The following is a 9,817-nucleotide window of genomic DNA, read 5'->3' as shown; positions in this document are numbered from 1 at the left end:
TTCCGGGTCAACAATAAAAAAACCGAGCCGACTGCACGCCACTTTCATGCTGTGAGCCCTTTGCTCACATCCTGCTGTAATGGCGCCGCAGCGCGCACTAAAGGACCTCTCCGCCATGCAAACTGTTGTGAACTTATGGCCGTTGATCGGCGTACTTGTCATCGTGGTCGGCTTTGTATTGCGCTTCAATCCGTTGCTGGTGGTTACCGCCGCCGCTATCGCGACCGGGCTCGCCGCCCATTTCCCGCTGGAAAAAATTCTCGCAACCATGGGTGATGGCTTCCTTCAAACCCGTGCGTTGCAATTGATCCTGTTATTACCGTTGGCGGTGATTGGCCTGTTGGAGCGTCATGGCCTGCGCTTGCATGCGCAAAACTGGATCGCTCGCTTCGAGCGCGCGACGGTCGGGCGTTTGCTGATCATCTATCTGTTTGTTCGTGAGTCTACCGCGGCCATGGGGCTGACCAGCCTGGGCGGGCATCCGCAGATGGTACGGCCATTGCTGGCGCCGATGGCCGAAGGCGCGGCGGAAAAGCGCTATGGCAAGCTGCCCGATAAGCTACGTCACAAGGTATTGGCCATGTGCGCCGCCACTGACAACGTGGGGCTGTTTTTTGGCGAGGACATCTTCGTCGCCTTTGGTGCGATCGCTTTGATGCACACCTTCCTGCTCGGCTCGGGGATTGATGTGGAGCCGCTGCATATTGCGGTGTGGGGCATCCCCACGGCGATCTGTGCCTTTATTATCCACGCCATTCGCCTGCATCGGTTCGATCGAAGGTTGACCCGTGAGATGACCGCCGCCGCCCCGTCGGTGGAGGCCGCGCAATGATTATTTCCATTCAATACCTGTACTGGCTGGCCGGCGTGCTGTTGCTGATCACCGCCGGCATGATCGTGCTGGATCGTACCCACCCCAAGCGTTGGTCCAGCGCGCTGTTCTGGCTGCTGTTTGCCATTCCATTCCTGGTGGGAGAGCGGCTGCCCTCGGTGGTCATCGGTGCCGGCGTTGTGGTGATGGCGTTGATTGCGGGCCTGGGCGGCGTTGGCCGTGGCCAGCACGCCGAATTGCACGATAAGGCTTCCCGTGCCAGTGCCGGTCGCCTGGGTCACAAGCTGTTTATCCCCGCGCTGGCGATTCCGTTGACCACGGTGATCGGCTCGGTATTGCTCAAGCACACTGAAATAGGCGGCGTGCCGCTGCTCGATCCGAAGAACACCACCTTTGTCTCGCTCGGCATCGGCTGCCTGATCGCCCTGGGCCTGGCCTGCTGGCTGACTCGCGATACGCCGGTGCAAGCCTTGCGCGAGTCGCGTCGCCTGACCGAAGCGCTGGGCTGGGCCATGGTGCTGCCGCAGATGCTGGCGATGCTCGGGCTGTTGTTCAATGAAGCCGGGGTGGGCACGGCGGTTGCTCATGTCACTACCACTTACATCAACCTGGATTTCAAGTTGGTGGCGGTCATGGTGTATGTGCTGGGCATGGCCTTGTTTACCGTGATCATGGGCAACGGCTTTGCCGCTTTTCCGGTGATGACCGGTGGCGTCGGCGTGCCGGTGCTGGTGGGGATTTATGGCGGCAACCCGGCGGTAATGGCGGCGATCGGCATGTTTTCCGGTTACTGCGGTACGCTGATGACGCCGATGGCGGCCAACTTCAATATCGTGCCGGCCGCGCTGCTTGAGCTGCCAGACAAGAACGCGGTGATCAAGGCCCAATTGCCCACCGCCTTGATGATGCTGGTGGTCAATATCGTGCTGCTTTATCTGTTGATGTGAGGCCAGGATGAACACTTTATTGCTGACAGGCTTCGAGCCTTTCGATCACGACGTCGTCAACCCATCCTGGGAAGCGGTGCGCCAGTTGGAAGGGGTACAACTGAGTGATGAGGTGCGGATCGTCGCGCGCCAATTGCCCTGTGCCTTTGCCACGGCTGCCGAAACCTTGCTTGAGTGGGTCGACGAATTAAAACCGGTGATGGTCATTGTTACGGGTTTGGGCCCTGGGCGCAGCGACATTTCCATCGAGCGGGTCGCGATCAATGTCAATGACGCACGCATTCCGGACAACCTGGGCGCCCAGCCGATTGATACGCCGGTGGTAGAAGGTGGTCCGGCCGCTTACTTCTCGACATTGCCGATCAAGGGCATGGTCAGGGCGGTGCGGGAAGCGGGTATTGCTGCCTCGGTTTCGCAGACGGCGGGCACGTTCGTGTGTAACCAGGTGTTTTATCGATTGCAGCATGCGCTGTCGGGTTCCGCAGTGCGCAGTGGGTTTATCCATGTGCCGTGCTTGCCTGGGGCCGGTCAGCCGTCGATGGCGCTGCCGATGTTGGTGGAGGGCTTGCGCCTGGCGGTCTCGGCAGCCTGGCAGACTCAGGTGGATATCGTGGAAACAGGCGGTCGGGTGAGCTGATGCAATACTCGGTGGCATAACCTCGACTACAGTTGATCAGGTATCCCTGCGGAAACTACATCATGATCAAGTGCGCAAAATGTGTGTCTGTGGTGTTGTCGCTCGCCTTGTTCGCAGGCAGCGCGATTGCCTTGGCTGATCCTGGCAATGGCAAAGGCCAAGGCAATAACAAGGGGCATAATCAGGCGGGGCAAGGCCACGGCAAACCTGATGGCAAAGGTTCGGCGGGTAATCACGGCCCCAGCGTTGATCGTGGCAGTGTGCTGAGCCTGGTGGGCGGTAGTCGCGATTACTGGAGCCCGAGGCCCGCGTTACCTCCGGGTATCCAGAAAAATCTGGCGCGCGGCAAGCCGCTGCCGCCCGGTATCGCCAAGAAACTCGATGGTCGCCTGGCTGGGCGCTTGCCCCATTACGATGGGTATGAGTGGCAGCAGGCCGGCACCGACTTGATATTGGTAGCCATCGCCACCGGTATCATCTACGAAGTGCTCAACGGGGCTTTTGATTGACCGCGCGGTGCCTCACGCTTCCCGTGCGGGAAAAAACAACTCGAACCGCGTCACGCCGTCTTCACTGCTGACGCCATACCGTCCGTTGTGCAGCTGCATGATGGTTGCCACGATCGACAGCCCCAGCCCATTGGACTGGGAGGACCGCTCGCGGGATTCATCCACCCGGTAAAACCGTTCGAACAGCCGCGGTAGATGCTCGGCGGGAATGGTTTCACCGTGGTTACTGACCCTCAGGTTGACGCCCTCGTCATTTGCAATGGCCTCGATGCGCAGCTCCGAGCCCGGCGAGCCATACTTGATGGCGTTGGCGCACAGGTTGGCCAGGGCACGCCGCAGCAGCATCGGCTCAGCCCAGATCACGCCTTCGCCCTCGCCAACAATGTGCATGCCCACGTCAGCGGCCAGCCCTTCGAAATAGTCCGCGATGCGTTCCACTTCATCCGCAGCGTCCAGCGCCTGGCGTTGGCGCAACGCGCTGGCGGGGTCGGTGCGCGCCAGAAACAGCATATTGTCGAGCATCCGCGCCAGGCGTTCGAGTTCTTCGACATTGGAGGCCAACAGCTGCTGGTAGCTTTCGATACTGCGCTGCTGTTGCAGGGCCACCTGGGTTTCGCCGAGCAGATTATTGATCGGCGTGCGCAGTTCATGCGCCATGTCGGTGGACACCTGGCCCAATTGCACAAAGCCCTTGGACAAGCGTTCAAGCATGGTATTGAACGACTCGATCATCGGCAGTAATTCTTTGGGGGCGCCCTGGCCATCGAGGCGCTCGGCCAGGTTGCCCACGCCGATCCCTTGCGCATGCCGGGCGAGGCGGCGCAAAGGCAGCAAGCCGCGATGCACCAGCAGGTAACCGGCCAATGCCAGCATGATCGCAGCGATGCTCGCCAGGATATAAACGCTCAATCGATAGCTGGCGAGTACGGCGGTGCGCTCGGTCATCAGGCGGCCGCTGGTGACTTGCAGGCTGCCCAGATCGCCGGAGTCGATGGTCGCGGCCACGGTCGAGAAGGGAATGCCATTGAGCCCCGGCAGATGCTGCACATCGCTCAGCGCCAGTACGTGATCTTTGGGCACCGGTTTGACCGAAGGCAGCTCGATATTCGCCGGGTTCACCAGCAGCAACGGTTGTTGGCCGGGGGCGCCGATGCTCAATACGGATTCGCGGTTGCCCAGCATGTTCTGGAACAGCTCGGGCTTTGTCTGGATCAGGCCCAGGGTATTGCTGTCGTTGAGCAGATTGCGCAGTTGATCCACTCGGGCGACCAGCGCGGTATCGTCGCGGCGCACTAACTCGCGCTCCAGCTCACGGTAAAGTGCTACGCCCAGGGTGGCCAGCAAGGCAAAGGCGAGCAGGGCGAAGATCAGCGCCAGGCGCAGGGTCAGCGAATAATGGCGGCTGCGGCTCATGGCTGGGTATCGAAGCGGTAGCCAATGCCACGCACGCTGTGGATCAACTTGAGTTGGAACGGGTCGTCGATTTTCAAGCGCAGGCGCCGCACGGCCACGTCGACCACATTGGTGTCACTGTCAAAATTCATGTCCCATACCCGCGAGGCAATCAGCGAGCGTGACAGCACCTGGCCCTGATGAGTGGCGAACAGGTGCAGCAGGGCGAACTCTTTATTGGTCAGGGTGATGCGCGTGCCGGCGCGGGTGACGCGGCGCTTGAGTACATCGATCTGCAGGTCGGCGATGTGCAGGTGTTCTTCCTCTCGCGTCGGGCCGCGTCGGGTCAGGGTGCGCAGGCGTGCAACCAGTTCGGCGAAGGAGAAGGGCTTGATCAGGTAGTCGTCGGCGCCCAGCTCCAGGCCTTTGATGCGGTCGGCGATATCATCGCGGGCGGTGAGAAACAGTACCGGCGTGTCGGCTTCCTTGCGCAAGCGGCGCAGCACTTCCCAGCCATCCATCTTCGGCATCATCACGTCGAGCACGATCACGTCGAACGGCGTCTCCAGAGCCTGGTGCAAACCGTCCACGCCATCGCGGGCCAGACTCACGCTGTAACCCAGCTCCTGCAGGCCATTGAGCAGATAGTTGCCAGCCTTGGGTTCGTCTTCGACTACGAGGATGTTCATGGGAAAAGCCCTGGTTCGATGGGGTGCGCAAGTTTAGCCTGATCAATTGTCACTGGCGCAACCGGTGCCCTGCACGCGGTAGTCCAGCACATGCTCACGGGCCTGATGGTCCAGGTAGCGCAATTGTGCCGGGACGATACCGCATTGGCCGTAGGTGTCGGTACTGGACAGCACCTTGGCGACATCCAGGTGGACGAAGAAGCCGGTCTGATCATGGATTACGGAAGCGGCTGGAGCGGTGTCGGCAGCGAATACCGAGCCGGTGGTGAGCAAAGCGGCGAAGGCGAGGGCAAAGCGTTTCATGGCGATATCTCTGTTTAAAGTGGCTGCCGGGGTTGGCAGTGAGTTCACAGTAACCAGGCGACCCGAACAGCTAACCAACAGGATGATGACAAGTTCGTCATTCAAGGTTTAACGCTGGCGCCTCGCAGCGTTTACAAGTGCCGAGGCGAACCGTAGATTGCGTGGGGTCGATCATTGCTTGAAACCATGGAGAAGCCGCGTAGTGTCCAGTCGAAATCCAGCCGTATTCAGTCAGCGTTACCGTGCCTTCCTGTTCGATATGGACGGGACCCTGCTCAATTCCATCGCCGCTGCAGAGCGTGTATGGAGCCGCTGGGCTGAACGCCATGGCCTGGATGTGGAAGCTTTCCTGACCACCATTCATGGCGCTCGCGCGATTGATACGATCACTCGCCAGGCGTTGCCGGGTGTAGATCCCGAGGCGGAGGCCGCGTGGATTACCGACGCTGAATTGAACGACGTCGAGGGCGTCGTGGCGCTTCCCGGTGCGGTCGAGTTTTTGAACCGCTTGCCGGCCGATCAGTGGGCACTGGTCACGTCTGCGCCCAAGGCGCTGGCATTGCGCCGAATGCAGGCGGCGGGTATTTCCATGCCGGCGGTAATGGTGACGGCTGAAGATGTTGCCAGCGGCAAGCCGGATCCTGCGTGTTACGTGCTCGGCGCCCAGCGCCTGGGCGTGCCGGTGCAAGAGTGCCTGGTGTTCGAGGATGCGACAGTAGGCATTCGAGCAGCAGAAGCGGCAGGAGCGGACGTGATGGTAGTGACCTCGACGCACTTGGCACCTATGGCGACTGAACATGCCTGTATCGAGGGATATGAGGGGCTGCAAGTCGTGCGAGAAGCTGATGGCCTGCTGGCGGTGCGAGAAAAGATAGACAGTCAGCGTGCGGTTTTTTGATGGGCGCGATGGGCCTCGCGTTGGCACAGCTTACGCAAAATAGTCTTCTGAATCGGCTTGAGACAGAACGCAAACAGGTAGGCACACAAGAGTAAGGCGAGGTCCAGCCAGGAATGGTCTGCGGTGTCGACAGCGCCTTCGACCTCCAAGCGCAGGCCATACCCGAGCGCCAGAAACACCAGCCCTATCAGCAAGGCGATCGACCAGGACAGGGATACCATGGGCTGTGTAACGGTTGGCCTCATCGACGTGCTCCTGAAATGCACTCGGACCGCAGGATGACGTGGGATTTGGCTGCAAATGATGCAACAAGTTCCGGGCATCATGGCAGTTTCATCTTGCAGCGGAGGGGCGTGTACGCGGCGCATCGCTCGGCAAAAAAAAGCGAACGGGCCAAACAGGTTTTCGCCAGCCGTTACGGTGAAGCAAAAGGCTGGCTACTGGGAGTGCTTCAAGGCGTCTGGTTTTTGTCCGGCGCGGTGAGACCGGCCTGGATGCGCTGGTAGATTTCCTCGCGATGCACGGCAACATCCTTGGGGGCGTTGATGCCGATTCGTACTTGCTGGCCGCTAACGCCCAGAATGGTGATCGTAATGTCATCACCGATGTTTATGCTTTCACCAACTTTGCGGGTGAGTATAAGCATGGACTTCTCCTTGATTACTTTTAAGGACACATGTTCAGACAGGGCAGGTGTCGGATGTGCGTAGCTTACTGCGAAGCGCTTCCCTGTGACTGCCTCTTTTAGGACGCATAGAGGCGACATTAATTCCCATGGCGGCATCATACAGGTCGCGATACATCATTCGCATTGTTTAAGCCAACGTTTATGACGGCCAGAATAGACAGTGAATGGTAAAGTCGCCTCTTTATCTTCAAAGGAGCAGGGCAGTGCGTAGAGTAGCGATGGCAATTGCGGTGTTGGCCTTGGCCGGATGCGGCGAAGGTAAACCAGCCGATGCGCCCAAGGCCAAGCCTGTCGTGACCCAAAGCCAGCCACAAACCGGTGCGATCGCCGCTCAGGAATGGGACATATGGGTGGGGCCGCCGGATCACAAACTGCAGGCGATCACGGATTTGACCGCCTGGTTGCTGGAGCATGGTTTCAGTTTTTATATCGTGAAGGTCGACGGCAAGGACCAGGTACTGCTGGGCCCGTTTGCCAGCAAGGCCGAGGCTGAGGCCAAGCAGGCGCTGCTCAACGAAAAAATGGCGCGAGCCAAGAAAAACGACACCGTGTCAGAAATCATCGAACACAAGGTCGCCCAGTAACGGGCCGGGTGGGCGTTGCGCCCACCTTCAACCGCAGGCTTTCAGGTTTACCGGGCCGACGAATTCATTGCCACGGCCCATCACACAGCCCACCGTCTGGTTGCGCTGGCGCTCCCAGGGTTGCACTGGGTAGGTCTTGTTCCAGGCTTCATACAGCTGGCGATCCTGTTTCGACAGGCGCAGGCCGTATTGCTTGCTCATATAAAAATAGGTGCGCGCGATCATTCCGCGGATGGACGGACGCGGCATGACCTTCTTGGCCTTGAAGTCCACTTGCGTCAGGCATGAACCGTATTGTCCGCTTTGCACCGGCAACCAGCCGAAGCTGAAGTTGTTGCGGTCGCCATTCACCTCGCCGATGCTCGGCACCAGATTGTGCAGGTCTGCTTCGGCACGCTTGAACACATCGTCATGGCGCGTGCAGTTTTTACGCCCGCCATTTTGCCAGCACTGGCGCTGATGGCCGATCTGCCAGGCGGGCACGATGTGTTCCCATTCGATGCGTGCGGCGCGGTTGGCGTTCTTGCGCGGGATGTAGCCACAGGCTTTCAGGTCTATACGGTTGCCGGTGTATTTGCAGCCGCAATAGAACTCGGTGGACTGCGGAGCGTAAAGCTTCCAGGCGATTTTTTTGGCTTCACTGAAGGTGCGGGGGGCTTGGGCGTTGGCGGTGACAGCAAAAAACAGGCAGCACACAGCAAAAAAACGGACACTCATTCAATCAATCTTCCTTCGGCACAACCCAGAAAATCTGCACGCCGCCGTCATCCCTGTAGGCGAGGGTGACGTTGTCGTTTTCCGCAATCTCTTCAAGCAAGCGCGCCCATTCGTCCTCGGGTTCATCGGGCAAGCGGAAGATCAACGCCGCCTTGGCCTTCTGCGCGTTGGTGGAGTTGATGATTTTTTGGACGCGAATAGCCAGGCGCTGGTAGGCATCTGGCGGTGCGGGTGCTGCGGAGGAGGGCTTTGCCACGGAGTATTCCTTAGTAAGCTGTACGCACATACAGTATTTAACTGTAGGTAATTTCGCAACTGCTTAAATTCAAAGAAGTCCGTCTGACAGCGAATTTGGAAATTTGGTGAGATCTTTTGCGAAAAAACTGTAGGAGCGAGGTCGCTCCTACAGGTAAAGCCTGGAATCAATATTCCCAGAAAATCCGTTGCAGCTCTTTGCTGTCCTGGGTCTTGGTCAGGGCGACCATCGCCAGAATGCGGGCTTTCTGCGGGTTCAGGTCAAGGGCGGCGACCCAGTCGTATTTGTCGTCTGGTTGCTCGGCGTTACGCAGCACCATGCCGCCGGCATTGACGTGGGAAGAGCGGATGATCTGCACGCCTTGCTTGCGCAATTCCACCAGCGCGGGAACGACCTTGGACGAGACCGAACCATTGCCGGTGCCGGCATGGATGATCGCCTTGGCGCCCGCTTGGGCCAGGGCCTTGTAGGCAGTGTCGCTCACGTTGCCGTAGCCGTAGGCAATTTCGACGTCGGGCAGGCTCTTGATGGTCTTGATGTCGAATTCCGAATCCATGGTGTGACGCTTGGCCGGCAGGCGGAACCAGTAGGATTTGCCTTCAACGACCATGCCCAGCGGGCCCCATGGGCTCTTGAAAGCCTCGGTCTTGATATTGATCATCTTGCTCACGTCGCGACCCGACTGGATCTCGTCGTTCATGGTCACCAGCACGCCTTTGCCCCGGGCGTCCTTGCTGCCTGCGACGGCAACGGCGTTGTACAGGTTGAGCATGCCGTCTGCCGACATGGCGGTACCAGGGCGCATGGAACCGACCACCACGATAGGCTTGTCGGTTTTTTCAACCAGGTTGAGGAAGTAGGCGGTTTCTTCAAGGGTGTCGGTGCCGTGGGTGATCACGATGCCATCCACATCCTTGTCGTCGGCCAATTCGGCGACGCGGCGACCCAGTTGCAGCAGGTTGTCGTTGTTGATGCTTTCCGAAGCAATTTGCATCACTTGTTCGCCGCGTACATTGGCGATCTGGCTAAGCTCAGGAACACCCGCGATCAATTGTTCGATGCCGACTTTGGCGGCCTGGTAAGTGGCGCTGTTGGCCGCACTGGCGCCAGCCCCTGCAATGGTGCCGCCAGTGGCGAGGATCACCACGTTGGAAAGCTTGGTCTTGGTGTCGACTTCTTTTGCCTGAGCGGCAACCGGGAACAGCAGCAGGAGGGCCAGCGCCCCAGGAACAAAGGTCTTCAATGCAGATTTCATTATTTTTCTCTCTGGTTTTTGATGAGTGCGGTAGCAGGTTCATCCAGAACACCCGGGCGACTCTGAACGCCTCGAGGTGCTGAGAAAGAGCAGGATTTGTACCAAGCCAA

14 protein-coding genes are annotated in these 9,817 nt (G+C 59.1%); 6 read left to right on the top strand and 8 right to left on the bottom strand.

What is annotated here, in order from left to right; genetic code table 11:
* Positions 1-115 precede the first annotated feature (115 nt).
* The 4 genes from C4J91_RS18105 (at position 116) to C4J91_RS18090 (ending at position 2,925) form a co-directional block, all read left to right on the top strand.
* Positions 116-832: a DUF969 domain-containing protein gene (locus C4J91_RS18105; protein WP_124363591.1), complete on the top strand. Its 717-nt coding sequence runs from the start codon at positions 116-118 to the stop codon at positions 830-832.
* Positions 829-1,779 (top strand): DUF979 domain-containing protein, encoded by a 951-nt coding sequence (locus tag C4J91_RS18100; RefSeq protein ID WP_124363590.1) that lies wholly within the window; start codon positions 829-831, stop codon positions 1,777-1,779. The genes C4J91_RS18105 and C4J91_RS18100 overlap by 4 nt, the downstream gene beginning before the upstream one ends.
* A 7-nt stretch (positions 1,780-1,786) precedes the next feature.
* Complete coding sequence (gene pcp, locus C4J91_RS18095; protein ID WP_124363589.1) at positions 1,787-2,416, top strand: pyroglutamyl-peptidase I; 630 nt, start codon at positions 1,787-1,789, stop codon at positions 2,414-2,416.
* A 62-nt stretch (positions 2,417-2,478) separates the two neighbouring features.
* Entirely contained in the window at positions 2,479-2,925 is a 447-nt protein-coding gene (locus tag C4J91_RS18090; protein ID WP_124363588.1) for an anti-virulence regulator CigR family protein, read from the top strand.
* A gap of 12 nt (positions 2,926-2,937) precedes the next feature.
* Here C4J91_RS18090 and C4J91_RS18085 read toward each other — a convergent pair whose 3' ends face one another.
* From C4J91_RS18085 to C4J91_RS18075, 3 genes are read right to left on the bottom strand one after another with little or no spacing between them, the layout of a single operon-like run.
* Positions 2,938-4,338, bottom strand: coding sequence for a heavy metal sensor histidine kinase (locus tag C4J91_RS18085; RefSeq protein WP_124363587.1), 1,401 nt, complete (start codon positions 4,336-4,338; stop codon positions 2,938-2,940).
* Positions 4,335-5,006: a heavy metal response regulator transcription factor gene (locus C4J91_RS18080; RefSeq protein ID WP_124363586.1), complete on the bottom strand. Its 672-nt coding sequence runs from the start codon at positions 5,004-5,006 to the stop codon at positions 4,335-4,337. The genes C4J91_RS18085 and C4J91_RS18080 overlap by 4 nt, the downstream gene beginning before the upstream one ends.
* 42 nt (positions 5,007-5,048) lie before the next feature.
* Positions 5,049-5,309 (bottom strand): DUF2790 domain-containing protein, encoded by a 261-nt coding sequence (locus C4J91_RS18075; protein WP_124363585.1) that lies wholly within the window; start codon positions 5,307-5,309, stop codon positions 5,049-5,051.
* A 202-nt stretch (positions 5,310-5,511) separates the two neighbouring features.
* Between C4J91_RS18075 and C4J91_RS18070 the strand changes: the two genes are divergently transcribed.
* Positions 5,512-6,207: an HAD family hydrolase gene (locus tag C4J91_RS18070; RefSeq protein ID WP_124363584.1), complete on the top strand. Its 696-nt coding sequence runs from the start codon at positions 5,512-5,514 to the stop codon at positions 6,205-6,207.
* Here the strand turns inward: C4J91_RS18070 and C4J91_RS18065 are convergent.
* On the bottom strand, positions 6,189-6,452 hold the full coding sequence (locus tag C4J91_RS18065; protein ID WP_124363583.1) for a hypothetical protein: 264 nt from the start codon (positions 6,450-6,452) through the stop codon (positions 6,189-6,191). The two genes, C4J91_RS18070 and C4J91_RS18065, sit on opposite strands and share 19 nt — an antisense overlap.
* A 206-nt stretch (positions 6,453-6,658) precedes the next feature.
* Entirely contained in the window at positions 6,659-6,853 is a 195-nt protein-coding gene (gene csrA, locus C4J91_RS18060) for a carbon storage regulator CsrA (protein WP_003192511.1), read from the bottom strand.
* A 260-nt stretch (positions 6,854-7,113) separates the two neighbouring features.
* Here csrA and C4J91_RS18055 point away from each other — a divergent pair, with 260 nt between their 5' ends.
* Complete coding sequence (locus tag C4J91_RS18055; protein WP_124365180.1) at positions 7,114-7,479, top strand: SPOR domain-containing protein; 366 nt, start codon at positions 7,114-7,116, stop codon at positions 7,477-7,479.
* A 27-nt stretch (positions 7,480-7,506) separates the two neighbouring features.
* Here C4J91_RS18055 and C4J91_RS18050 read toward each other — a convergent pair whose 3' ends face one another.
* The 3 genes from C4J91_RS18050 to C4J91_RS18040 form a co-directional block, all read right to left on the bottom strand.
* Complete coding sequence (locus C4J91_RS18050; RefSeq protein WP_124363582.1) at positions 7,507-8,196, bottom strand: endonuclease; 690 nt, start codon at positions 8,194-8,196, stop codon at positions 7,507-7,509.
* Positions 8,197-8,200: 4 nt separating this feature from the next.
* Positions 8,201-8,452, bottom strand: coding sequence for a DUF1654 domain-containing protein (locus C4J91_RS18045; protein ID WP_124404699.1), 252 nt, complete (start codon positions 8,450-8,452; stop codon positions 8,201-8,203).
* Positions 8,453-8,618: 166 nt separating this feature from the next.
* The gene (locus C4J91_RS18040; protein WP_124363580.1) at positions 8,619-9,707 is read right to left on the bottom strand and encodes an asparaginase; all 1,089 of its coding nucleotides are present in this window, start codon (positions 9,705-9,707) and stop codon (positions 8,619-8,621) included.
* Positions 9,708-9,817: the final 110 nt, after the last annotated feature.

The sequence above is a fragment of the Pseudomonas sp. R3-52-08 genome (assembly GCF_003851745.1).
Taxonomy (GTDB): Bacteria; Pseudomonadota; Gammaproteobacteria; order Pseudomonadales; family Pseudomonadaceae; genus Aquipseudomonas.
This window is presented reverse-complemented; position numbering and strand designations above follow the sequence as displayed.